We start from the raw sequence: 24,090 nt of genomic DNA on the forward strand, positions 1-24,090 counted from the left end.
TGAAAAAAGGCATAAGCCCATAAATAGATTTCTTTCCTCTCGGAGGTATTCTGCTCAAACTTGACCGGCGTTCCCATGGACTAGAAACCTTCCGCCCTCTTATGCCCTGAGTCCTTATTTTTGTATCTTCCAAAGCCGCAAATCGTATGAAAGATTGAGATTATGGGTGCAGCAGGAAGGAAGCTTCAAAACGCTAATGAATAAGCAAGGGAAAGGGATAAAGTAGCTGAACCACAGTCAAGGGGCCAGCGGGCCTTACGGATTTTGGGTCAGATCTTGTAATCATGCACACTCTTCTTCCGCCTGTCGTATCCATCGACTCACCGTGGAATAATGGAGGCCCAAGTGGTCCGCCATTTTCCGCATCTGATATCCATGGGGGCGATGGGCCTCCGCGAGGCTCTGCTTCGGCATGTGTTTCTGAGACAAGAGCGCAGAGAGCCGTGGTCGGACCGCTTGCGTGTGCTGGCGAGGGTTTTCCTCAGTTGTCCGTTCCATAAGATCTCCTTACAGTCGGTTCGACTCTAAGTGTGATATATGCAACGATAGGATTCCATTTTGTCGATCAGGATTCCCAGCACTACGCCGACAGAAGCTGAGTTCCGTGGCGGAAGTGGTTTTGAGATACCTACATTTTTGGGAGGCATCCATGCGGAGTGACGAGTTGTGAGTCCGGTCAAAGTCATCATGGAGAGGCCTGAAGCTGCAGCGCCTCTGTCTCCCTTTAAGGTGACCTTCTTACAGGAAGGTAATCTCATCACTGTTCAGATTGATCCGGCGGAGATTCCCTACGGATCAACGGGGCTACCTGGCAGCATTCTGGATATCGCGCTTGGGGCCGATATTGAGATGGAACATGCCTGCGGCGGGGTTGCGGCATGTTCCACCTGTCATGTGAAGATCACCGAAGGGCTTGAGACGTGCAATGAACCTTCGGATGATGAACTTGACCAACTCGATGAGGCACCTGACCTCTCGTTGAAGTCCCGCTTGGGATGCCAAGCCGCTCCGAATGGCACCAAGGATCTTATTGTTGAAATTCCTTCCTGGAACAAGAATCTTGTCAAGGAAAAGCAGGGCTCCTAATGGGGAATATGGATAGTAAACAAGCAAGAAGTGGTTTTCGTGACAGGCAGTGTAAATCTTTTTTACAGGTGAACATATAATCGATTGAAACTCCATTTACTCGGCTAATAGGATCTTTTACATAAGAGTTCACGAAATCTTGAAACCTTTTTTGTCGGGTGACTGATGCCAACGATTTTCCGGGTTCGGGGATGATATCAATGAAAATCTTCAGATTACTTATTGTCTTTGTGGCCCTTGGGGCGTCCGTCTTTGGCCAGGACGTCATGGCAGAAGAGCTGCCATCCTTCACGACCGGTTTGGCGCAAACGGTCAATCCCGGCCTTTATGCGTGCAGTGATCCCAATGCGCGCATCAGTGCAGTCGGAAGGATCAAGGCCAAAGACGGCACAGAGTGGATCGTGCCGGCCAAGACGCATTTCGAAAGCGCGGCAAAGGCAACGGATCTTTACAATGAATGTAACGGGATCCGGTTGCACCGGTTGGCAGATCTCGATCTCAAGTCGGTTCCCGTGATCGATGCCGGTGGCAGCGATATTTTCACGGCATACCTTTTTGCTGACAACTATTTTGAGTTGTACGTCAACGGCACACTCCTCGCGGTCGATGCGGTTCCCTTCACGCCCTTTAACAGTAGCGTCATTCGCTTTAAAGCGACCCGGCCGTTCTCTCTCGCTGTGATGGGCGTTGACTGGGAAGAAAAAGCTGGGTCTCGGCTCGGAGCAGAACAGGGGATATGCCTATCATCCAGGTGACGCCGGGTTGGTGGCCGTGATTAAAGACGGGAGCGGCCAGACCGTTGCCGTCACCGACAATACGTGGCGCGCTCAAACATTTTACACTGCACCACTCCATGACCGCTCTTGCCTCAAAGTTCGTGATCAGGTTCGAGACAGCTCTGCCTGCTCGATGGAAAGTGTTCGAGACGGGAGTTCATTCTCCGCGGCGCATTGGCAAATTCCTGCTAGCTGGTTCGCAGCGGGTTTCGATGATAGCGACTGGCCGTATGCAACCGTCTTCACCAACGACACCGTTGGCGTCAATAACAAACCGGCCTACATGAATTTTCGCAATGTGTTCGATGACCCGAATGCCGACGCCGACTTCATCTGGTCATCGAATCTGATCCTCGACAACCTGGTGCTCATGCGAAAGGTCTTCGAATAACGATGCCACTGCGAAGTGTGTTGGTTTTTGAGGAAACTGCAAGGACCCGCATGGGTCAAATAGCACCTCTCAATGGCAGAGAGCCATCAGTCCTTCCACCAGAGAGAGAGGTGCCAACAATTTTTTCACCAAGGAGCCTAGATAGGCTTCATTTTGCCAATTGTTAAATGAAGAACCCTAATTATTCAGGTGTGTCTACAGAGGAAGCGTGCTGAGTTCCTGCGGCCCGGTGGTCGAGGCGAATTCTTGCCTCGGCAAGATCCAGGTGACTGAGAATTCCTACCGGCCTGAATTGGTCATCCAGCACCGGCGCCTGTTTCACATCTTTCATGTACAACACCCGTAAGGCTTCCCGTACAGTCTGCCCCTCACGGAGTGTGGCGACTTCATGTTTGGCGATCGTCTCGACGGACTCACCAAAATCCTGGCCGAGGGTCATGGCCCGATAGACATCCGTCTTTGTCAGAATGCCGGTCATTTTTCCTTCCGCATCCACGATGGGCAACAAGGTTTGCGAACAATTTCCAAAGGCCAGGATGGCCTCATTGATGGTGGCGGTTTCGGATAGACACGGGGCGGACTTTTTCATCACGGCTTCGACGGGAGAGGAGAGCAGTTCCGTCGTCCACCGTGTGTCGCCCAGGACGTCTTCTTGTGATGGTCGTTGGGCCGTGTGACGAAGGATCTGACTGAGCGTTTGGAAACTCTCGACGAAGGATTTGAATTCTTTTGAATTAAACACCATGAGGGTCGCTCCGGTCTTGGCTGTGACGGTGACGCGCCGCACCATACCATATAAAAACGATCCCTCGCCAAAGTGATCCCCAGGAAGTACTTCGTCACGCCACAGCACTTTCCCGTCGCCATCGTATCGGGTGGCTTCCAGTGTGCCGTCTTCCACAATATAGAAAGCGGAGCCTCGTTCCCCCTGGCGGAATATCACATCCCCGGGTTCCACATGTATGCGCGCAATTTTTTGTGTTTTTTTCAAATCCAGGTAATTGAGATCCGGCGGAAAAAAAAGTTCAAAAGTCCAATCGACCATGACCCGCAGTTTGCGGTCGAGTCCGGGCAATTTCAGCAAATGAACTGTGCGTGTGACCCACCAGGCAAAAAACCCGCTAAACTGGAAACCAAAGATCGAACAGACGCCTTTATGATGTCCGATCGTGGCCATCTGACCCAGCGTTTTGTATCGGAATGAACGAAGAGGTTTGCCGGAGGAAGATAAGGCGATGTTCTCGGCCGCATGCCGGCCGAGTTGTATGGCAAATTGGGCCGTCGGTGGACATTGATTCCCATACCCGTCGGGATTGGCTGCTCCATCCCCAATGCCCCAGACATGGGTATGTCCCCTGAGGCGTAGGAACTCGTTCGTCACCAGCCATCCGTTGGCATACTCTGCGGCCAAATCTTTGAGCACCGGATTCGGCGCATTACCAATGGTACAAATCGGGTTCTGGGATTCAAGGCGTGTCCCATCGTTCAACCGGATATATCCTGCGCTCACCGAAGATGCCCGTTGGTTGAGCAACACCGTCATTCCCCGAGATTCAAGAAACCGTTGTGCAAAACGCCCGAGGTCTTCGCCCAGTTCAGGGAGTAAATGTGCGCCCGAGTGCACCAGGGTGACCCGCAGCTCAGACGGGTCAAACGACGGATAAAACCGTCTGGCGTCATGTAACAAATCAAGAATTTCACCAGCCGTTTCGACCCCGCTGTATCCACCACCGACGACCACGAAATGGAGGAGAGATCGCCGGATATCGGGGTGGGGTTCAAGATCCGCCTCCTCCAGCCGTTTAATAATATGTTCCCGTATTCCCAGCGCATCAGCCAGTGTCTTGAGAAATAACCCGTGCTCCATCATGCCCGGTATCGCGCGGAGATTGGTGCTACTTCCCAACGCGATGACCAGGTGTTCGGCCTCGACGGGTTCCAGGCTTATTCCCTCATCCGCATTGAATTCGACTCGTCGTTTTTCCAAATCAATGTTCGTGACCTCGGCGCGTTGCACCGTACAGCGGCGCAAGGCCAATCGAATGGGGTTCATGACATGGCGCGGCTCTATACCCGCCCCAATCACTTCCGAAAGAAAGGGTTGATAGACGAAATAGTTCTCAGCGCTGACCAGCAGCACGCGTTTGGCCGTGTCTTTCCCCCAAAGTTTTTCGAGTCGACGGGCGCACGCCAGGCCGGAAAATCCACCACCAAGAATGACGACCTCCCATTTTTTTTGCATACGGCTTATCGAATTTTCTTTCTGTGATCAGGTGTCGCGATCACGTCAGTCTTGTGCAGGAACCATTCTCATCGCCAATTTTTTGCGTTCGCCCAGGATACTGCCGAGTGTAACATGGTTGTACTCCTTATCGCCCTTCAGGAAAACTGGGAATTTCCCTGGTTGGGCAGATGAAAGACTCTTGCTGAATCTCTCATCCTGACCTGTCGGCAGGGAAGATCCTGTTTCAGCTTGCCGGGCCTTCGCCAAAACAGCTAGATTTTCCCATTGATGACCATGTTCATGAAACACGGCCACATGAACGCTCGGTCAAAGTGTGAGAGGACAGACAAAACTTTCACCGCGGCTCCTCGCCTGCCGGTCCTGCCGCCGCGAGGCCGGGTGATGCACGACTATCGCGACGTGAAGGAGATAGGCCATGGCAATTGAACTCAATCACACCATCGTCCCGGCGCACGACAAAGTGGCTTCGGCAAAATTCTATGCAAACATTTTCGGACTCGTGTTCGATGAAGGAAAGGTCGGATATTTCGCGCCGCTACGGATCAATGAGACGCTCACGTTTGATTTCGATGATGATGATGTCGACAAATTCGACAGCCATCACTATGCATTCAAAGTCGGTGAAGAGGACTTCGACCGGATCTTCGGTCGCATTCAGGCTGAAGGCATTCCCTATGGAAGCGGGCCGACTTCGCGGGAGGATATGACCATCAACCACCGGGGTGGCGGGCGCGGGGTGTACTTTTGCGATCAAAATGGACACATCCTTGAACTCCTTACTGTAGGGTAGAGCACTCCAGAGGGTTATATGTTAAACACCAAGATGTATTATGCCCCATTAAAATTATTTGGCCGGATAAGTGAGAACGGTCATTTTACATAACTTGTCTTCTTTGGTTCATGCCCATTGGATTATACTGGTCCTTCAGACATTCGTATGATTAAATTGTAAAGTTCATCGTCCTTGAGTCCCCCTCCTTTGTAAGGCTTTGTTTTGAGGAGGAATAAAGACGGAGGGGCGGAGGGGAGGTAGCCTCTGCACAGCACTGAATGGCTGATCCCATCGTGGCTTCTCGAGGGTACCAGGACTCTACCTCACCTTGCCTCTCCTTACAAAGGAGAGGAATTCTAAGTAGAGTGAATTCCAAAAAGGATCAGGAGACTGGCGGGTTATCCTGGAAAACCCGGATGCCTTGATATACTTTGTGGATTGGTCGAGGAGGGAATGATGGGGAATGCTCGTTCAGATGCGCTTGTGATTTTCGGGGCCACAGGCGACCTCGCACAGAAGAAAATTTATCCCGCGCTTCAGGCCCTGATTCAACATGGAAAGGTCGATGTTCCGATTATCGGTGTCGTCAGAGGCGGCAAGGACGTGGCGCATCTCCGACAGCGAGCGCGGGCCAGTCTGGAGAAATTCGGCGGTGGGGTCGATGAGGCGGCCTTTGCAAAGCTTTCCGATTTGCTCAGATGCGTTGATGGGGATTATCAGGAGGAAAACACGTTTGCCCGTTTACGTCAAACTTTAGACACTGCGCAACGCCCCCTCTTCTATTTGGCCATCCCTCCGAATCTGTTTACAGCGGTGGTGGAAAGCTTAGGAAAATCAGGCTGTGCCTCCGGAGCACGAGTCGTCGTGGAAAAACCCTTCGGGCGCGACCTGGCATCCGCCCAAGCCCTGAATGGTACCCTGCGCAGCGCCTTTGATGAATCGGCAATTTTCCGTATCGATCATTACCTGGGAAAGGAGTCCATTCAAAATCTGCTGTTTTTTCGTTTTGCCAATTCGTTTCTTGAGCCGATCTGGAACCGAAACTACGTCGAAAGTGTACAGGTCACGATGGCGGAGCAGTTCGGGGTAGACGGGCGGGGCAAGTTTTATGAGGAAACCGGTGCGATCCGGGACGTCGTGCAGAATCATTTGTTGCAAGTGGTGGCCAACCTGGCCATGGAGCCACCTGTCAGTTCCAGTGGGGAAGTTCTGCGCGATGAACGGGTCAAAACGTTCAAAGGCATTCGGCCGCTCACGGGGAAATCTTTGGTGCGCGGACAGTTCCGGGGCTATCGTGACGAGGCCGGGGTGAGGCCGGATTCGCAGGTGGAAACCTTTGCCTCGATGCAGCTTCACATCGATTCGTGGCGGTGGGAAGGCGTCCCCTTTTTCATTCGAACAGGGAAATGCCTTCCAGTGACGGCCACGGAAGTGTTGGTCAAACTTAAACATCCGCCTCATCAGCTCTTTGACCACACTCGGTCAGATACATCGAACCATATTCGTTTCCGTTTGGGTCCGGACCGGGTTGCGATTGCGATGGGCGCCCGGGCAAAGAGACCCGGCGAACGGATGAGTGGAGAAGACATTGAGCTTTATGTATGTCGCCAAAAAGGCGATGAGCAGGGGGCCTATGAGCGTCTCATCGGTGATGCAATGGAAGGGGACGCCTCTTTGTTTGCCAGGCAGGACGGAGTCGAAGAGGCCTGGCGCATTGTGGATCCGGTTTTAAAGATGCCCACTCCTATCTTTGAATATGCGGCAGGGACGTGGGGTCCCAATGAGGCACAGGCCGTCGTGGCGGAGGTTGGTGGATGGCATAATCCAACGGAGGAAGGTTGAGGAGATCAACTTGCTTTGGATACGCCTTCAGTCTTAGGTCTTCCTGCGGTTTACCAATAAAACAGCCGGTGCTACCCTCAAGGTTCCCATTAACCCTCTCACTCGGACGTGAGCGCTTATCATTTCTACCTCTGGCATTCTTTATCTACCTTTGCAGGCAGGGGATGTGACCTTATGAAAACCTTCATCATGGTTGCGGTCGCTGCAGTCATCATGGGCGTGACTCCAGCCTTCGCGGAGAACGCGAAACTTACTAATATGAAAAATCTGATCGATCAGGTGAAGGCAGATAAGACGTTGCTCATCGCCCACAATATGGATTTGACCGAAGAGGAATCCACGGAGTTTTGGCCGCTCTACGAGAATTATCAAAAAGATTTGGAGCCGTTAAACCGGCATCGAGGCGGCCTGATTGCCGAATATGCTGCAGCGTACACTGCCGGGGCCGTGCCCGAAGACCTGGCCAAAGAACTGGTCAACGAGACACTCAAAACGGAAGAGGCGGAAGTGAAGATGCGGCGGAACTATTCAGAAAAACCGGCCAGAGTCCTTCCACCGACTAAGATGGCTCGCTACCTGCAAATGGAGAACAAAATCCAGGCTGCGATAAAGTTTGACCTGGCGGCCAGCATCCCCCTGAAGGAGTGATGGGACATTCATGAATTCGTGTTCTTGTTTTTTCTACTCTCCCATGTTTTGAGACTTTCGGTTTGCCCTACTCAAATTGACTCAGTCAGGTGCAACCACATGGTGGGATTGGCCTGAACCAGCCTAACTCCTTGGCAGCCGTAGTTCGATACACCTCTGCCGAATGCGATTTCCTGTGCATGTGTCAACCTCTTTGGTTAGTACACGATGATACGGTCCGCAGACTGAAAAAGTTCAACCTTCCGATTCAAGACGATCGGGGTGACTTCAGATGCGACGTCATCAAGGTCGATATTATAAAGGAGCATCATGGTTTGATTGCCATAGATAGTCACGCCCATTTTTTTCATGAACCCCAAGTATTCTCCATACTGATGAGGAATCTCTCCCAATGACGCGCCCATCTGGTCAGCCAGGCTGACTCGCTCGCGTTCAGGTAGCTTGGCCCGATCGAGGGCAGTTGTGTCTGAATGCATCAGCCGCCCGAACCATCCAAACCCCTTTGTGACAGAGGTAACGGCACTGGCATCTACAAGAATGGTAACCTGGTGCCCGGCTTTCATCAGAGCCCAGGCCACGTTGGGAACGGCGCAAATCTGCGCATCATCTTCGGCCAAAGAAGTCTTCATATGGATCAGGATGTGTTGAGGCTGAATTTGGTCAGCTTCAACGGCCCAATTTCCCGTGAGAAGGGTCAAGAAGACGACGCACAGACCTAATCTGAATTTCATGTTTTTCATACACCATCTCCTTCGTGATTGTTCCAACTATTGGATTTACGTGTCCAAATGCTTTGTCTGCTGAGGCAGACAAGACACCGTCCCATAGGAACAAAAGACACAACAATTTCCTGCCTTGGGTTTGAGAATCGTTCCGCACTTCCGGCACTCATACCTCACTTGGCAGGAATCAAGTGACATTGTTTCGGCCTTTTGATGGCCGCATTGCGGACAACGTATGACGGATTGTCGTTGTGTGCTTACTCCCATTGGCCATTCTCCAATTTTTTCTGCATGACGGTTCGTACCATCCCATTCTTCATTCCACAGAGTTAGTCGAACTCATGAAAATTTTTCTACTTTATTAGACCAGTTTCCCCCTTCCTGATTCTCATGGTACAACCTGTAGCAACTACAGATACAAGAAGGTGTCTCATGGAGCGAGGGAGCATGGATACCATTGGGGTTTTGTCCAAAAAAACCGGGTGCCACATCGAGACCATCCGCTACTACGAGCGTATTGGTTTGCTGGCGAAACCACCGAGAACCAAAGGCGGACACCGTCTCTATGGCAAGGAACCACTCAAACGGTTGGTCTTTATCCGTCGCAGCCGGGAACTGGGATTTTCGCTTGAGGAGATTCGTACGCTGTTCAGGCTGGTTGACGAGGAGCGGTACACGTGTCAGGAAGTGAAGGGGGTGACGGAGCAACATCTCAGGGATGTCAGTAAGAAAATTTCAGATCTGAGAAGGCTTCAAAAGATACTTCGTTCGATTTCATCCCAATGCGAAGAAGGTTTGGTTCCTGACTGTCCTATTATTGAATCGCTGTTTGAAGAAAAACGCCTATGAAAAAAGAGAAGGGCGTATTACATAGCCCAAAGGGTTTGGGTGGGGTGTATGGTTCGGGCCCTGCCGGGCCTATTCTCGGAGAACATTGTAGAGTTGCGGAGTATCTGGCAGGGGGGGGCGAGGGCAGTAGGGGTTGGGGGTCTCCTCAGCGAACATCATAAACACCTTCACGTCCATACAGGCATGGAGCATGATCATGCCCACCACCACATCGATCTCCATCGTCAACACCAACACGAAAAGGAAGTTGTGGGGACCCACGCCCATCGGCATCCGCCATTGCAACATGATTATGGACATGTGGCCGACCTGCATCATCGATACGAGCCCTAGCAAAATGCCGGCAAAGCTAACCCTCGATATCGTTGACTGGTCCCTTTTGTGGTCTTATGATCCCCCTGAAATAGTCATTTCAACATTCTCCTCTCCCCCTGAGATGTCAGGGATGGCGTCTGGTAAAGCGGCAATAGATAAACGGTTGCGGGTTGCCCTCTGGCGTCATGTGAAGCTCTTCGAAGGACTCAATACAGACAAAGTTACTTCCGATGGCTAAGGTCAAAAATTCAGGGGAATACCGAACGACCGGTAATCGGCTGCATGTTGGTGGAGCCTCATAACCAAACGTTGCAATAATCACGTGGCCCTTCGCACTCACTGCCCTGTTCATGGTCTCGCAGTATTTTTCTCGATCTTCCGCCTCCGTCAGGAAATGAAACACCGCTCGATCGTGCCACACATCATACGTTCTGGTTGAGTGAAAATCGGTGATATCGGCTTCGATCCAAGTCACGAGATCCGCGCGATCGCCTAATCTAGCTTTGGCCCGCTCTAATGCAACTTCGGAAATATCGAGTACGGTGATGTGATTGAAATCTTGGTCGAGGAGATGGTCTACCAGTGTCGAATCGCCTCCCCCCACATCGATGAGGCTTCCGGTTTTTTGAATGCCTGTGGCCTGAATCAGATTCAATGATAGGGTGGGGTGGGCCTGATACCAGCCTAACTCTTCTGCGGCCGTGTCCCAATACACGTCTTCCCAATGTGCCTTTCTCTCTTGTTTCATGGCTAATTCTCTCTCGTGCGCGATCAAGATTTGCTCGACTTTACCCTCCACATATCTCAACCGGCTTGAGAGGACAGAGGGTTGTGCAGGCAAACCTACAAGCACAGCTTTGTGGCTTTGATCGATCTTCATCCATAGAAGACATTCCGTATCCTATCATCTCATTTTCACAAATTTGATCAAACTCCGGTATGTGGGTGGAATGATACCTTTCTATAATCCGTCCACCTTGTTCTCGTGGGCAGGCTGGTCTACTTCCAGCCATGCGAGGAACAATTTATACCCCAAAGTTAAAACCACGGCTCCAATAAATAGGCCAATGATACCTGACAAGAGCAATCCCCCGATGGCACCCATGAAAATCACCACCATCGGGACATCCAGTCCGCGTCCTAAAAATATCGGTTTGAGGATATTATCAAGCAGACTGACAAAAATTGACCATATCAGAAATAGGACAGATGTCAGGGTATCCTGTGTTGAAAACACGTAAATGACCACCGGAATCATGATGGGCCCGACGCCGATTTGGACGATGCCTAGGATGAGACACAAAAATGCCCAGAATCCTGCTGCAGGGATTCCCGCGATGAAAAATCCCAACCCTGCAAATAGCGACTGAATCAGAGCCACCCCCAATACGCCTCGCGCCACGCTTCGCACGGTCGCTTCTGCAAGGGTCGCAAGCTCGGTTCCCCGGTCTCCAGCCAGGCGTCTGCCAATACTATGCGCGAGTTGATGGCCGGACGCGGAGTAAGCCAGGAGCACTCCGGCGATCAACACCGCCACAAAAAATTGCAAGATTGCCAGACCTGTGCCTGTGACCATAGATAGGAGCCAGCTTGCCAGCATCCTGATCTGGGGTTCAAGTTGGACGAAGGCTCCCTCAATATTCACGGAAGCCAGGTTCCAGATATTGGCTAACGGTTTTCCAATCAACGGCCAAGTCTCAAGGCCCTGCGGTGGTGGGGGGATTGAGAGTGTCCCATCCCTCAAATGATTCACAACCATTTCCCCATTTTCAACCAGAAGTCCTCCTAGCAGGACTGCAGGCCAAACCAGGATCACCAACATACCGGCCGTTACCAATATTGCTGACACACGAGGAGAATCATGTAACAGATTTCGTAGAGACCCATACACCGGATAGATGGCCACGGCGATGATGAGACCCCAGACAATGGGGATGACAAAGGGGCGCAGGATGAGAAAACACCATCCAACCCAAAGGACGACCAGGCCGATCCGAATCGCAGCCTCCACTGCGTTTTTTGTAAATTCCTCATTTCGGGGGGGAGTCGAGTGAATCGCCATAATTGCCTAATCCTTCTCCTGATACTTTAATTAGTATGAGGTGGTGATCCCTAAAGGAAGCGCAAGTGATTGGTGAACACCAAGCTCGCCGCAGACGGGATTCAGTTGGTGGCTCAATCCGGCATGAGCTTTTGACCACCGGCTTACCTTTCCTTCATCAAGGGGGCAGCTAGGTTTTTGTGCCTCGCGCCTTCTTACCAGTTTTCCAGACGATTATAGTCCAACAATCCTGCCTCAATTGGAGACTCCTTTTGATAGGCAATCCGTAAGGCATCACTATGTTTCCAGAAATGGGGATCGCTTCGGCTGACACCAAAATGACCCACCAGGGCTTGATAATCCTCCTCACTGCTGAGGGTTTCCACGGCGCTGACAAAATCTTGTAATTGCGATGCCTCGACATGGTGGAGGGCGTTGGGATAGGCACCCAAAAATCCCGGCACCACGGTTAAGGTATCTTCTGCGGGAATCCGTCTTTCTTGTTCAAAGAACAGGTGAGACACATTGCTTAAGCCATTGTTATGGATGAGGGTCACCACCTGATGACTCGAAACACCGGGATCTGTTGATCCGCTGTCACTGATTGAGACGATGATATTTTGGGGTAACCAGGAAAGGGCGACACCTTGGATGCCCGAGAGTCTTTTCAATTGTTGACGGACGTGCGAATTGTTAATTTTCTCGATGGCATAAGAGGGGGATAACACCGGCTTGAGATGTTGGCGTAACATCTCGACCAATTCGGATTTGGGGTGGGCGGTGGTAAAGTGAATGCCTGTTTGGCGATTTACTCGTTGGTTGTACACCTCACCAAAATTTTCTATTTCAGAACTGGCGTCTCGATACCAGAATTTCCATTCGTCTGACCGCGTGCGCTCGGGGAGGAAGGTGAGAAAACCTAGCTCACCCTCCATCCGCAAAAAATCCATATAAAGCCGGGAGTTTAACTGGTGACCGATATTGCCATAAATGTCATATCCCGCGACCAGCAGGTAGTGAATGCGCTCAAGCAAGGCATAATCGAGGAGCACCAGGGTTTTGGGTTCATCGCCGACAAAGCCCTTGACGACCGTCGCATTATCTAAATGCCGAAACACCGTGAGGGCTGCATTGGCATTCCTGCCGTCCCCGTCCCAAACGAGATCGAGAGAAATTTCTTCCGGTGTGGAGAGATGTTGCCGCAGATACTCAACTTTTCCTGCGAAATATTTTTTTTCTAATTTAGAATACTCCAACCAGTTTTTCAGGGCTCCAGCATTACTCTGCTGTTCTGTCGGCATCCGAAGATTCCGCTGTTCCTTCTCAAGAAATCTGGAATTTTGGGCTAGAGCCGGATTATCAGGATTGCCGAACACAATCCAGAAGTGCTCGTTTATCACGTTAAGAGCGATTTGTCCTCGACAGACGGGCCCTTTAATGAAATTCATAAGGGTAAACTCGGCTTCATCAAGCAGGAACTGATACCGGGATTTGACCGGGAGGCGTTCAAACGTTTCGAAGGGATTGGCAGAAGTCTCCGGGTCATAAGACGGGAGAGTGGGAACGTCGTATTCCGGTGCTAAAAAGAGCGTGTAATACCGCTCCATGCGCTGCGTATTAAGCAAATAGGGCATATGGGTTTTGGCCAAAATGGTTGTCCGAACCGGCTCAAAACGATAATAGATGCGCGCAACCTTCGGGTCATCGTAGGGACGACGCGTGGCAATGATGTCGATCGGGCTCCCTGGAGGGGTGGTTGATCGAACCAGGCGAAAAAATAATCCGGTGGGGTCATTTTCAAAATATAGATGGGCCAGGAATAAATGCTCGTACAGGTAACGACTCATTAACCGATCTTTACGACTATTCCCATTGAAAAACGTTTCCCACTTCGAGATGTTTGCCAGAGGGCTTGCTCCCAAAGGAGGTGAAGCCTCATAGCCTGCACCTTCTTCCAACCAGGTCCTCAAGGTCCCGTATTCCCGGTCTGACAAACCCGGTAAGCCATAGGGCATACCCCATAAGGGATTGGTCTTGGCGAAGTCATTAAACTCTTCGAGCGTTGGACAATATTGGGCACGCTCAAGGGAAAAATCAAAACCGGCTGGGAGGGGACTGACCGTGGGAAGGGGGTGCTGCCGCTTCAGCTTTAACATTTTGGCCATCAAGCTCCCTTTGAGGTTGGCTTCTTTTGTCTGCACACGCTCGTTTAATACCGGATAAAATTGTTTCTCCCGCCATACAGCGGGGGAATGAGCATCGACAAAAAGCCGCGTCGGTTCCATGGCCAATAATCTTCCGGCATGATACACCAGGTCCTTATTGGCGCCGCGTTCGATTCCTTCAGTCGCACTGAGGTCGAGTTGGCAAGGAGCATCGTAACAGCCATGACACACGATACACCGGTTCTCAAGAATGGGCTTCACATCCTCCACATATTTGACTGTTCGCACCTCGACCCCGGGTGTGGTGTTCAACCGGTTTTGGGGCGAGGACTTCCCGAATTGTTGATCGAGATGTAGCCCGACCAGGAGGGTACACCCGCCGCCGATGATCGTGAGAAGCAGGGTGAAAACCATTTGTGCGTATGGTCGAGTGTTCATCGTATCTCCATAAAGGTGATCTTGTATTGCTAAAAACCATTTTTCATTGTTTGATCGATTCCCACTATATCGAGGATAGGGTGAAAATTGCTAACCTCGATATATGACTATCATTGCAAACCTTTTCTCGGTACATTTCTGGAAATCCTTCTAGCATTGGAGAGGCGTCTATTATGTTTACCCACGTACGATCCATGAGGCATTCTTCGCGGCTGTTCCGGATAATTCTTGGATGGGGCATGTTATGTCTGGCATTAGTCATTCCGACTTCGGGTTGGGCACAGAATGCTTCCGAAGAAGAGTTCCTGGTGGATAAAGCTCGTTTTACTCTGGAGAATTTTCTTGCGGATCCCGACATGCAGTGGTTCCAGGATTATATGAAAGACGCGCGGGGCATTTTAATTGTTCCCCAATTTATGAAAGGGGCCTTTTTTATCGGCGGGTCAGGGGGAAGCGGTGTGTTGATCGCTCGTGATGAGAAAACCAACGAATGGAGCTACCCTGCCTTTTTTACCATGGGTGGTGCCAGCTTCGGATTCCAATTCGGCGGACAAGCTTCGGAAGTCGTGTTGTTAGTCATGACGCAAAAGGGCATCGATTCCCTGATGAGTACGACCTTGAAATTGGGTGCCGATGCTTCCGTCGCGGTTGGTCCAATCGGGAGAGGGGTTGAGGGATCGACGGCGCCGAATTTGAGTGCGGATCTCTTATCCTTTTCCAAGGCAAAGGGATTGTTTGCGGGCATTTCTCTTGAAGGAGCCGTTGTCGCCGCACGGGATGCGTTAAATACCAGTTATTATCAAACACCAACCAAAACGATCGATATTTTGGTGCGGCGTAGTGTGAATAATCCCCAGGCCAATCCTTTGCTTGAAGTGGTCAAGAAGGCTACCAATGGAAACAATTGAGGTTTTTTTAGGAAAAGCTGAGTTTGCAAGAAATACAAGTATTGGCCAGGCTAGTGCCTGAAGGCGTGATCGAAATGCTTCGCCGATTTCATTCTGCATCCCTGATCCATTTTTCCTTAAGACATCCAGACAGAGGAATGAAAGGAATTCATGAATGGTTGACATAACATCCTCCAATTGCCGCAGCGGAAAGGCGGGATTGAGGCAGGTTGTCCGGCTTAAACGACTCACATTCCCAAGCCTACTCACGATCGTACTCGTTGTTGCAGGCTGCGCGAAGACCGAACAGGCTGGAAACGTGCAGACTTCAGGATTCCTAAGAGATTATTCCCTTCTCCAAGAGGGAGGAGAGGGGGAATCGCTTCTCGTGTATAAGAATCCTCAGGCTGATTTTTCCACTTATCGCACGTTATACGTGGACCCGGTTACCGTCTTATTGTCAAAGCAATCGTCGGTTCCCCAAGAACAATTACACAAACTGGGTGAAGATCTCCGTTCAAAGATGATCTGGACACTCAAAGAAGATTTTCTCGTCGTTCCTAAATTAGTACCCGGAGCATTACGATTAGAGCTGGCCTTGACCGAAGCCGTGCCAGCCGATGTAGGCATGGATATTATTACCACTCTTGTCCCACCGGCTGGTGTGATATCGGCCGCCACGGGACTTGCCACAGGCACGCAGGCGTTTGTGGGACGGGCCACAGTTGAAGGAAAATTAACCGATGGAGACACCGGCACTCTGCTGGCGGCAGCCGTCGATCGTCGAATGGGAGGTCGAACGTTGGATGGCTCAATGGACTCATGGGATGATGTTCAGCAGGCTTTTGAGTACTGGGCAACCAGGTTGTCCCAACGGCTTCGTAATTGGCGGGCAACGAAAGAGGTCTATCCTCGGTCACCTTGAGTGAAGGCACGGTTGAGTCCTTTTCGTAATGGGATGGATCTGATTATCCTCCTCACACTTTCCCATGGTGACCTGTCTTTGGCCGATCCCTTATGGATACCCTTCCGTGCCTGATAGGCAGCTAATGAGGACCTGATTCAACTGAAAAATTTAAAGCACTGATTTTTCTGGATTTTTTGGACACGTCTTTAAATATGGATATATGTCGGCCCAGTTGATGCGCTGCCGGCGACAGAGCTTTGCTTCCGGTGAATGGTTCAACGGAACCACAAAGGAATATCGGGAACAAGCTTCCACGTATAGTGCGAACTCCGCCGTCAATGGCGATGACGTGAAGGGACAATGACCATGGGCGCCGCCGTACAACTCCCCAACCATGAGCGCGCCGCGATTTTACCCATTCGCTCACTTGCAAACCAGGCTTTCTCGCGCGCCGCCGGCGCACCCCTGATTGAAGGCAACACCATCCGACTGCTCCAAGACGCGTGCGAGAATTATCCGGCGTGGCTCGAGGCAATCCGCGGGGCGAAACGGTACATTCACTTCGAAAACTACATCATTCGCGAAGATGATGCGGGTCGAATGTTTGCCGATGCGCTTGTCGGTAAAGCGCAGGAAGGCGTGCGCGTGCGTCTTATTTACGACTGGATGGGCGGATTCGGTAGAGCGTCGCGCGCTTTTTGGAATCGTTTGCGCGCGGGCGGCGTGGAAGTGCGTGGCTATAACCCGCCACGCTGGGACTCACCTTTTGGCTGGCTCAGTCGTGACCATCGCAAGACGATCTCGGTGGATGGCGAAGTGGGGTTTGTCACCGGCTTGTGCGTTGGGCAGATGTGGGTCGGTGTGCCTGAAAAGAAGATTGAACCGTGGCGCGATACCGGCGTGGAAGTGCGCGGACCGTCGGTGGCTGTCATTGAGCAGGCGTTCGCAGAGGTCTGGGCGATGATGGGAGAGCCGATCCCTGAGCCCGACCTGGTCAAACCGGACGTGCACGCGCAGAAAGGCGAAACGGCCCTTCGCGTGGTGGCGAGCGTGCCGGCGACGGCGGGGATGTTTCGCGTCGATCTCCTGATGGCGGCCCTTGTGAAGAAACGGCTCTGGTTGGTCGATGCGTATTACGCCGGGACGACATCCTATGTGCAAGCCTTGCGTGCGGCAGCGAGCGACGGGGTTGACGTGCGCCTGCTTGTGCCGGACGCAACCGACATTCCGCTGCTTAGGCTCTTGTCCAGAGCGGGTTATCGTCCTTTGCTGGAAGCGGGTGTGCGAATCTTCGAGTGGAACGGGACGATGCTGCACGCGAAGACGGCCGTCGCTGACGGACATTGGGCGCGGGTCGGTTCGACGAATCTCAACCTCGCCAGTTGGCTAGGCAATTGCGAGATGGACGTCGTCGTTGAAGACGAACCTTTCGCGCGCCTCATGGAGGAGACGTATTTGCAGGACTTGGAGAATGCGACTGAGGTGATCTTAGATGCTCAGCGGAAAGTGCGCGCGCCGAATCAGCAGCGACATCCTCATCCAAGACTCTCCAGCGGCGGAGGAAGTGGCGGGCGTGCCGCTGCAGGCGCTCTCCGCCTCGCCAACACCGTGGGCGCGGCGTTCACGAACCGGCGTGTGCTCGAACCCCGCGAAGCGCGTATCACGGTGACGGCGGGGGTGATGCTACTGACGTTAGGGATTCTCTTCGCGTTCTTCCCGCGCTTGTTAGCCTATCCACTTGTCCTGGTCTTCACCTGGATCGCCGGCGCGCTTCTCTACAGAGGCTTCAAGCTGTACCGCAGCAAAGCTCAGTGAGAGAGTGGAAGGCGCCAACAAAGTGGATCGTCGTCGATCTGCTCAGAAGAGACCTCCAAGCGGGCGCGCCGAAAAGAAGCGTGATTCGGCTAGCAGGTAGGGCTCGATCTAAGGCCGGTGACGATCATCAAAATATTTACGGATTACAGGAGGAATCATGTTCGGAACCATTCGCAACATCGAAGGTGAACAGATCGACACCACCTTCCATCCGGGCGATACAAGTCGGAAGGTCATCGTTGTTCTCGGGCATGGGGTCACGGGCAATAAGGATCGCCCGTGTGTCGTCGCGCTGGCAGAAGGTCTGTCATACGACGAAATTCCGTCGCTCCGGCTGTCGTTCTCCGGCAACGGTAATTCGGAAGGTCGCTTCGAGGACTCCACGATCTCCAAGGAAGTGGCGGACCTGCGTAGCGTGCTCGACGCGCTCGACGGATGGAAGGTCCTGTATGTCGGCCACAGCATGGGCGGAGCCGTCGGCGTTCTGCTGGCCGGCCAAGACACACGCCTGGTCGGACTCGTTTCACTCGCCGGTATGGTCCATACGGAAGCATTCGCGCAGCGCGAGTTCGGCGACGTCACCCCGGGTGTGGGCTTCATGTGGGGCGACCCGGCGTGCCCGCTGTCCCAGACTTTCATCGACGATACCGCGGCCATCGGAACCGTCGTCACCTGTGCTCCGTCGATACGGGTCCCCTGGCTGCTTGTCCACGGAACTGAGGATGACCTTGTTCCCCTCCAGGACTCGCTCGACATTTTTGAAAGAGCCAATCAACCTAAGCAAATCGTCCAAATTGAAGGTGCAGACCATGTGTTCTCCGAGCACACCCCGGACATGATCAAGGTCGTACATGAATGGGTTCGAAAGCAGATCGGACGCGCGTAAACCGGTCGTATTTTGGATAAAGGAGTGGTAATAGCATGAGACCAGTGACCGTATCTACGGCGTCCCCCGCATTACCTGCGATCTGTATGAGGAGGGCGAACTGGAAGTTTGGATGATTCTCGTTTGTGGGGCTGGCCCGGGATGGAAGCCCCGACAAAGTACTCAGGCGAAGATACGGCGAACAGGCAATTCCAGGTCGAAAAATGCCCTAGGGCTTTCTGCCGTTATTGTTCTTATCGGAAAGATACATGCCGACCAGCCATGCCACCAAGACAGCAACATAAAATTGTCCGACGATCGCCTCGAGATAGGAGAGGGTGCGGGCGATCGGCTTAATGGGCGTCACGTCGCCGTAGCCTAAGGTGGTAATGGTGACATAGCTGTAATACAGCAATTCTGAAAACTGGATTCCTACCGCTGTGGATGTCAGGCCGCGGAACGAGCCTGGGTTGGCGATGTTGATGATAAGATAAAACACCGACCAGTTGAGTCCGATCAGGAGATAAATACAGATGGCGCCAATAATTTTATTCAGGGTGATTGGGCCTGAAAGGAGCAAATGTCGGGAAGCAATCCACGTGCTGACCAGGGAGAACACAAATAGGATGACCATGTTGACAAACTGAAGCTCAGGAATGTCTAAGAAATAGTCGATGGTGGCAGTCGCGATCCCACCTACGGTAAGAATTCCTCCTCCGACCATCAACCATTTTTTTTCACTCACATGGCTCCATATCCCCATCAGGAGCATGAGGCAAAGAGCGGGTTCAAGGAACAAACGCCGGGTCTCACTCGTGATCCCTGCTTCTCGTGCGATGGCAACCGAGAGCAACAGGAACAACAGACCTCCTAGCAAATACCCAAAGTTCATCCTTTTGATAGGCATCGGTGTCTTCTCCGAATGGTGAAAGAGGGAGGCTTCATTTGTATTGCCATATCTGTGTCTTCTGGCGCTCCAATGGTCGGTAAGATAAGCATAACGCACCTTCAGTTCTGATTTTTTGATAAGGAGGTTGGCCCCGCAATGGAACCTTTCCACTGTGGCAGCCATGGCCAAAAAATGACGCCATTGGTCCTAGGGCAACAGTCCGGAATTTCAAGGGAGGTGGCGGTCTCAAGATTCCTTCATCCGATTCACAAAGATTTGCGGGATTGGCATTTGTGAAAAAGGCTTTCTCCCCCAATTGCTGCGCGGGGTAAATGAATGCGGACGGTGCGCAAAACTTCTTCTTCCGGTCCCAGGTATTTTGCAGAGTCTATCATAGGAAAAAGGATAGGGTCCCCCGATTTAGGATGCAAAACTCAGGGGGATGCTCCATAATACGCCCGCCAGAATAATGGAGAGAAAATTCAGGAGCGTCTTCAAAGAGGTTGGCGTTTAGATGGACATTTCTTCCTGTGCTCTATAACAGAATGAATACGGTTGTGTTGGTAGGTCGAATTTTTTGATAAAGGTTGAACGCCAAGTTAAATTCTGCTGAGAGGGCCGCATTGCCTTGGCAGGAAAGGATTGATGAAATTTTTATATTTGTGGGAGGAATTTCATGACGCTACGAAAAAAATCTGATTTTAAGAACAGGCAAGGGTATGGGCTACAAAAAATATGGTTGTTCCTTCTCACGATTCTCCTTGCCGCATGTGCGCAAAACCCTGCCTATCTCTATGAGATGGGTGAGAGACCGATACCCATAGGAATCGAAAAAGAAATCATTCCGCAGACCACCACTCAGGATGAGGTGTTAACCCTACTTGGAGAGCCCGTCGCCCGCCTCAAAACCCAGACGCATGAGGGACATATTCATATCTGGACCTATTCGTATATGGATCTTCATAGCACCTCACACGACAAGGGGGAATCGCTGACCATCACCTTTGATGATAAAACCTTTGTGGTCCAAAGTGTCACCAGAGGCCCGCTTTAACGCAGGATTGGACAATCAGGAAGAACTTATTTATGGCTGTTTTGATAGGTTAATGGGCTGCATGTTAGGAAATGGATCCTATTGTTCATGACACGGCAGTTTAAATGTATCTCCAACCGTATGTTTCAATCATTAAAATTTAAGAAAATTGATCCGTTAATCTGGCGGATTTCTGTCCCACCCCTTAAACCTCAAAGGCCATCCTTGTAGGGGATGGCAACCTCCCGGAGCGATCTCACGGTTGGGTCATACATCATGGCGTTCCCACCCCGCAGGGCACATACCCGGATCCACCCATACAATTCAGATCGCCCATCCTTTACGGGTCCAAGCTCTGCCTGGTGTCGCATGTTTGTTGGCTCGTTGTTGGTGAAAAGTTTTCTCGAATGTGTTAAAAGCATCAGCGACACGGTAGAACATTCCATCGAGGTCACACCGTGGAGATGATGTGTTTCCAGCCAAATCGAACGGGAATGACATGGCCGCCCCCCATACCTTAATCGCCTGCCATGAATGCGATCTCCTTCATCGTATTCACCCGCTCCAGTATGGTGAGCGGGCCAAGTGTTCGCGATGTGGAGCATCGTTGTATGCGAAAAAACGGGATAGTTTCGAACATACCATCGTACTGGCCCTGGCCAGCCTCATTTTCTTTACCCTGGCGAATGTTTTCCCGTTTATGACATTCGAGCTCAATGGCCGTATCCAGGAGAGTCTTCTGTCCACAGGGGTGAGGGAATTCTTTGAACGGGAAATGTGGGCATTAGGAGTTCTGGTGTTGTGTGCGAGTATCATTTTCCCCGCCCTGAAAATTCTTGGCATGTTGTACGTTCTTGGGCCGCTGGAATTCAACAAGCGACCGTGGCACGCCGCTCTGGTCTTTCGGATGGTTGAGCACTTCCGGACCTGGGCCATGATGGACGTGTATTTGCTGGGAGTGATTGTTGCGGTGGTGAAGTTGTCCGATTTGGCCAATCTGGTTCCCGGTGTGGCGATTTATTCATTCGTCGCCTTAATCCTGACCTTGGCTGCCGCCGACTCTGCGCTTGACACCCATACGGTTTGGGAAAAAATGGAGGAGATTTCATGAGCGCCTCTTACCCGACTGCAGCCCGGTCGGGCCTCATGAGTTGTCATGCCTGTCATCAACTCACTCGAATATCCCCTCTGTTGAGTGAGGGAGAGGCCATCTGCCCTCGCTGCGAGGCCCATCTCCATCTGCGAAAACCCAGTAGTATTTCACGCACCTGGGCACTCCTGATTGCGGCCTATATTCTGTATATACCGGCCAACCTGCTTCCCGTGATGACGGTAATTTCGTTTGGAAAGGGCGAGGCCGATACGATTCTGAGCGGGGTCAAGGAACTCATTCATGCCGGAATGATGCCGATTGCTTTGCTGGTATTTTTCGCCAGCATCACCGTGCCGGTTTTAAAGCTCCTGGCGCTGACGTATCTGTTGCTTTCTGTCCAATATAAATCTCAATGGCGTCCAAGGGAACGGACCAAGTTATACCGGATGACCGAGGTAGTTGGCCGATGGTCCATGATTGATATTTTTATGATTTCAATTTTAATTGCCCTGGTAAAACTTGATGCCGTGGCGACAATTGAACCCGGTCCGGGTGCGATCTCATTTGCCGCAGTTGTGATTCTGACCATGTTTGCCGCCATGAGCTTCGATCCCCGATTGATCTGGGACAACATAAAGGAGAAATCATGAAGGATCAGGAATCCCATCCCGGCGATTTCGAGGATTTGCCGGAAGCCACAGTACAAAAAAAGCGCGGGATTTCCATCGTGTGGATTATTCCCCTGGTGGCGGCTCTAATCGGAGGGTGGCTCACTTACAAAACCATCTCCGAAAAGGGGCCAACGGTCACCATCACCTTTAAAGATGGGGCCGGGTTAGAAGCCGGAAAAACCAAAATTAAATACAAGTCTATTGAGGTCGGAACCGTCAAAACTGTGCATATCAGTCATGACCTCTCTCACGTGGTTGTGACCGCAGAACTCAGCAAACAGGCTGAGCCTCACCTCACGGAAAATGCCCAGTTCTGGGTGGTCCGTCCCCGGCTGGGATTAGGCGGCATTTCGGGGCTTGAGACATTAGTGTCCGGAGCCTATATTGCCATGGATCCCAGACCAGGACCTTCGGCTCGAACATTCACGGGACTCGAGAAACCACCTGGAGTGACACGGGAAGACCAAGGGGCTCTATTCCAATTGCAGGCGGAAAATCTGGGATCGAGTGCCCCCGGTGCTCCGGTCTTTTTTCACGATATTCAGGTTGGACGTGTTCTTGACTATGCCTTGGACAAGGAAGGCGAGGGTGTGTTGATTGATATTTTCATTCAAGCCCCGCATCATCAGCGGGTACGGGATACCAGCCGATTCTGGCAGTTAAGCGGGTTTGAAGTTTCGCTTGGGGCAGAAGGCCTTGATGTGAAGATGGAATCGCTCTCCTCCCTCCTCACAGGAGGAATTGCATTCGACACTCCGGCAACCGCAGGAGGGTCGGGTGAACCCAGCCAACCGGGCACGGCCTTTAAACTTTTTGAGAATTTTACCAGTATTCAAGACGAGAAATATGTCATGACGCGTCCGTTTGTCATTAATTTCGATGGATCAGTGAGGGGCTTAAGCGTCGGGGCCCCTGTGGAATTCCGGGGAATTAAAATCGGGATCGTCTCCGATATCGCGGTCAAGCTTGACCCTAAAACGCTTGAAATTAAAATTCCCGTGCTTATCGAGATCCAGCCGGAACGAATCACCACCATACAGCTTGTGCAATCACACGTATTAGAGGATCAATACGCGATCATAAAGCATATGGTGAAACGCGGGTTGAGAGCTCAACTGTTGACCGGGAGCCTACTGACCGGACAGTTGTTCGTCGGGCTCGATTTCCACCAGAATCTTCCAGAGAAAGAGCTGATTATGTCCGGAAAATACCCGGAGATTCCGGCAGTACCCGCAGCGATGGATGAATTGCGACGAACGGTTACTGATGTGATGGCAGAAGTTCGACGGTTGCCTCTTGATAAAATTGCCAAGGAAATACTGGAAACCGTCGAAGGCGGCAACCGTTTGGTCAATTCTCCCGACACGCAAAAAGCCGTCCACAATCTTAATGCAGCATTAGGAAATGTGGAAAAGTTCACTGAGGGTCTTGACCGGCAGGTTGATACCCTGATGGCGAATTTGGATAACACCCTGGTGATGGTCCAGAAAGGAATACAGCAGATTGATCCCAATTCACCTGCTGCGGTGAATATGAACAGCGCCCTGAAGGAGCTGTCTGCTGCCGCCCGCTCTATTCGGGTTTTGGCCGATTATCTCGAACAACATCCTGAAGCATTAGTCAAAGGGAAACATTGAATG

The 24,090-nt window shown here is 51.6% G+C and carries 24 protein-coding genes; 15 read left to right on the forward strand and 9 right to left on the reverse strand.

Translation table 11 applies throughout. The annotated features are described in order from the left end of the window. Positions 1 to 282 precede the first annotated feature (282 nt). On the reverse strand, positions 283 to 498 hold the full coding sequence (locus LX98_RS06550; protein ID WP_496428137.1) for a transposase: 216 nt from the start codon (positions 496 to 498) through the stop codon (positions 283 to 285). Between the two features lie 168 nt (positions 499 to 666). On the opposite strand from LX98_RS06550, the gene LX98_RS06555 reads away from it, so the two are divergent. The 3 genes from LX98_RS06555 to LX98_RS06565 all read left to right on the forward strand — a co-directional run bounded on the left by LX98_RS06555 (position 667) and on the right by LX98_RS06565 (position 2,253). Beyond that, on the forward strand, positions 667 to 1,086 hold the full coding sequence (locus tag LX98_RS06555; protein ID WP_496428138.1) for a 2Fe-2S iron-sulfur cluster-binding protein: 420 nt from the start codon (positions 667 to 669) through the stop codon (positions 1,084 to 1,086). Positions 1,087 to 1,286: 200 nt separating this feature from the next. Next, positions 1,287 to 1,841 carry a hypothetical protein gene (locus LX98_RS06560; RefSeq protein WP_496428139.1) on the forward strand — a complete coding sequence of 185 codons (555 nt, stop codon included), beginning with the start codon at positions 1,287 to 1,289 and terminating at the stop codon, positions 1,839 to 1,841. A gap of 10 nt (positions 1,842 to 1,851) precedes the next feature. Then, positions 1,852 to 2,253: a hypothetical protein gene (locus LX98_RS06565; protein ID WP_496428140.1), complete on the forward strand. Its 402-nt coding sequence runs from the start codon at positions 1,852 to 1,854 to the stop codon at positions 2,251 to 2,253. A 181-nt stretch (positions 2,254 to 2,434) separates the two neighbouring features. On the opposite strand, the gene LX98_RS06570 is transcribed toward LX98_RS06565, so the two are convergent. Then, entirely contained in the window at positions 2,435 to 4,495 is a 2,061-nt protein-coding gene (locus LX98_RS06570; RefSeq protein WP_496428141.1) for an FAD-dependent oxidoreductase, read from the reverse strand. 418 nt (positions 4,496 to 4,913) lie between these two features. On the opposite strand from LX98_RS06570, the gene LX98_RS06575 reads away from it, so the two are divergent. From LX98_RS06575 to LX98_RS06585, 3 genes are all read left to right on the forward strand, one after another. After that, complete coding sequence (locus tag LX98_RS06575) at positions 4,914 to 5,288, forward strand: VOC family protein (RefSeq protein WP_496428142.1); 375 nt, start codon at positions 4,914 to 4,916, stop codon at positions 5,286 to 5,288. A 435-nt stretch (positions 5,289 to 5,723) separates the two neighbouring features. Further along, positions 5,724 to 7,112, forward strand: coding sequence for a glucose-6-phosphate dehydrogenase (zwf, locus tag LX98_RS06580; protein WP_496428143.1), 1,389 nt, complete (start codon positions 5,724 to 5,726; stop codon positions 7,110 to 7,112). Between the two features lie 174 nt (positions 7,113 to 7,286). Further along, positions 7,287 to 7,760, forward strand: coding sequence for a hypothetical protein (locus LX98_RS06585; RefSeq protein WP_496428144.1), 474 nt, complete (start codon positions 7,287 to 7,289; stop codon positions 7,758 to 7,760). Positions 7,761 to 7,957: 197 nt separating this feature from the next. Here the strand turns inward: LX98_RS06585 and LX98_RS06590 are convergent, their stop codons facing one another. Continuing rightward, on the reverse strand, positions 7,958 to 8,500 hold the full coding sequence (locus tag LX98_RS06590) for a hypothetical protein (protein ID WP_496428145.1): 543 nt from the start codon (positions 8,498 to 8,500) through the stop codon (positions 7,958 to 7,960). Positions 8,501 to 8,536: 36 nt separating this feature from the next. Continuing rightward, positions 8,537 to 8,749 carry a GDCCVxC domain-containing (seleno)protein gene (locus tag LX98_RS06595; RefSeq protein ID WP_496428146.1) on the reverse strand — a complete coding sequence of 71 codons (213 nt, stop codon included), beginning with the start codon at positions 8,747 to 8,749 and terminating at the stop codon, positions 8,537 to 8,539. 165 nt (positions 8,750 to 8,914) lie between these two features. Between LX98_RS06595 and LX98_RS06600 the strand changes: the two genes are divergently transcribed. After that, positions 8,915 to 9,331 carry a MerR family transcriptional regulator gene (locus LX98_RS06600; RefSeq protein WP_496428147.1) on the forward strand — a complete coding sequence of 139 codons (417 nt, stop codon included), beginning with the start codon at positions 8,915 to 8,917 and terminating at the stop codon, positions 9,329 to 9,331. A 69-nt stretch (positions 9,332 to 9,400) separates the two neighbouring features. Here the strand turns inward: LX98_RS06600 and LX98_RS06605 are convergent, their stop codons facing one another. The 4 genes from LX98_RS06605 to LX98_RS06620 all read right to left on the reverse strand — a co-directional run bounded on the left by LX98_RS06605 (position 9,401) and on the right by LX98_RS06620 (position 14,290). Next, complete coding sequence (locus tag LX98_RS06605) at positions 9,401 to 9,631, reverse strand: hypothetical protein (protein WP_496428148.1); 231 nt, start codon at positions 9,629 to 9,631, stop codon at positions 9,401 to 9,403. A 139-nt stretch (positions 9,632 to 9,770) separates the two neighbouring features. Next, positions 9,771 to 10,526, reverse strand: a complete 756-nt coding sequence (locus tag LX98_RS06610; RefSeq protein WP_496428149.1) for a methyltransferase — start codon at positions 10,524 to 10,526, stop codon at positions 9,771 to 9,773. A gap of 81 nt (positions 10,527 to 10,607) precedes the next feature. Then, positions 10,608 to 11,708, reverse strand: a complete 1,101-nt coding sequence (locus LX98_RS06615) for an AI-2E family transporter (RefSeq protein WP_496428150.1) — start codon at positions 11,706 to 11,708, stop codon at positions 10,608 to 10,610. Positions 11,709 to 11,902: 194 nt separating this feature from the next. Continuing rightward, on the reverse strand, positions 11,903 to 14,290 hold the full coding sequence (locus LX98_RS06620; protein ID WP_496428151.1) for a fatty acid cis/trans isomerase: 2,388 nt from the start codon (positions 14,288 to 14,290) through the stop codon (positions 11,903 to 11,905). A gap of 239 nt (positions 14,291 to 14,529) precedes the next feature. Here LX98_RS06620 and LX98_RS06625 point away from each other — a divergent pair, with 239 nt between their 5' ends. The 4 genes from LX98_RS06625 (at position 14,530) to LX98_RS06640 (ending at position 18,785) form a co-directional block, all read left to right on the forward strand. Then, positions 14,530 to 15,198, forward strand: a complete 669-nt coding sequence (locus tag LX98_RS06625) for a YSC84-related protein (protein ID WP_496428152.1) — start codon at positions 14,530 to 14,532, stop codon at positions 15,196 to 15,198. Positions 15,199 to 15,352: 154 nt separating this feature from the next. Beyond that, positions 15,353 to 16,102: a DUF3313 family protein gene (locus tag LX98_RS06630; protein WP_496428153.1), complete on the forward strand. Its 750-nt coding sequence runs from the start codon at positions 15,353 to 15,355 to the stop codon at positions 16,100 to 16,102. 348 nt (positions 16,103 to 16,450) lie between these two features. Next, entirely contained in the window at positions 16,451 to 17,899 is a 1,449-nt protein-coding gene (locus LX98_RS06635; protein WP_496428154.1) for a phospholipase D-like domain-containing protein, read from the forward strand. A 157-nt stretch (positions 17,900 to 18,056) separates the two neighbouring features. Continuing rightward, positions 18,057 to 18,785 (forward strand): alpha/beta fold hydrolase, encoded by a 729-nt coding sequence (locus tag LX98_RS06640; RefSeq protein WP_496428155.1) that lies wholly within the window; start codon positions 18,057 to 18,059, stop codon positions 18,783 to 18,785. A 208-nt stretch (positions 18,786 to 18,993) separates the two neighbouring features. Here LX98_RS06640 and LX98_RS06645 read toward each other — a convergent pair whose 3' ends face one another. After that, positions 18,994 to 19,671, reverse strand: a complete 678-nt coding sequence (locus LX98_RS06645) for an ion channel (RefSeq protein ID WP_496428156.1) — start codon at positions 19,669 to 19,671, stop codon at positions 18,994 to 18,996. Between the two features lie 658 nt (positions 19,672 to 20,329). Between LX98_RS06645 and LX98_RS06650 the strand changes: the two genes are divergently transcribed. The 4 genes from LX98_RS06650 (at position 20,330) to LX98_RS06665 (ending at position 24,087) form a co-directional block, all read left to right on the forward strand. After that, entirely contained in the window at positions 20,330 to 20,707 is a 378-nt protein-coding gene (locus tag LX98_RS06650) for a hypothetical protein (RefSeq protein WP_496428157.1), read from the forward strand. A 448-nt stretch (positions 20,708 to 21,155) separates the two neighbouring features. Beyond that, entirely contained in the window at positions 21,156 to 21,797 is a 642-nt protein-coding gene (locus LX98_RS06655) for a paraquat-inducible protein A (RefSeq protein ID WP_496428158.1), read from the forward strand. Continuing rightward, a complete protein-coding gene (locus LX98_RS06660) occupies positions 21,794 to 22,429 on the forward strand; it encodes a paraquat-inducible protein A (RefSeq protein WP_496428159.1) in 636 nt (211 codons plus the stop codon). The genes LX98_RS06655 and LX98_RS06660 overlap by 4 nt, the downstream gene beginning before the upstream one ends. Then, positions 22,426 to 24,087: an MlaD family protein gene (locus LX98_RS06665; protein ID WP_496428160.1), complete on the forward strand. Its 1,662-nt coding sequence runs from the start codon at positions 22,426 to 22,428 to the stop codon at positions 24,085 to 24,087. The genes LX98_RS06660 and LX98_RS06665 overlap by 4 nt, the downstream gene beginning before the upstream one ends. Positions 24,088 to 24,090: the final 3 nt, after the last annotated feature.

The sequence above is a fragment of the Nitrospira marina genome (genome assembly GCF_059568365.1).